The 277-nt window shown below is 33.6% G+C and carries 1 protein-coding gene; it reads right to left on the bottom strand.

The annotated features are described in order from the left end of the window. Window positions 1–277, bottom strand: a 277-nt coding sequence (locus RAD10_RS41750; RefSeq protein ID WP_461622013.1) for a hypothetical protein, incomplete at both ends; no start/stop codon positions are given.

Genomic DNA, 277 nt, shown 5'->3' with positions numbered 1-277 from the left:
AGCCATCAATACTTTTAAAATAAATAAAGTCAGGAACGTTATTAAGTACAGTATTAAGTAAAGCTAAATGACGCTCTTTGGCTTCGTAGCTGCTGGTTAGTTTTTCAGACTGTAGCTGCAATTTTTTATCTAAATCTTTATTAACGTTCTGTAGGGATTCGACCAGCTGAGTATTTTTAGCAAATATAGCTTTTACCTTTAAAAACCATGGCTGCCAATTTAAAGGAATTTTATAGTTTAACTGCTCGCCAGTTACAGTGTCGTTATGCTCTAGATA

The organism is Bradyrhizobium sp. 23AC (genome assembly GCF_054863025.1).
Note: the sequence above shows the minus strand (reverse complement) of the source record. Positions and strands in the feature narration are given on the sequence as shown.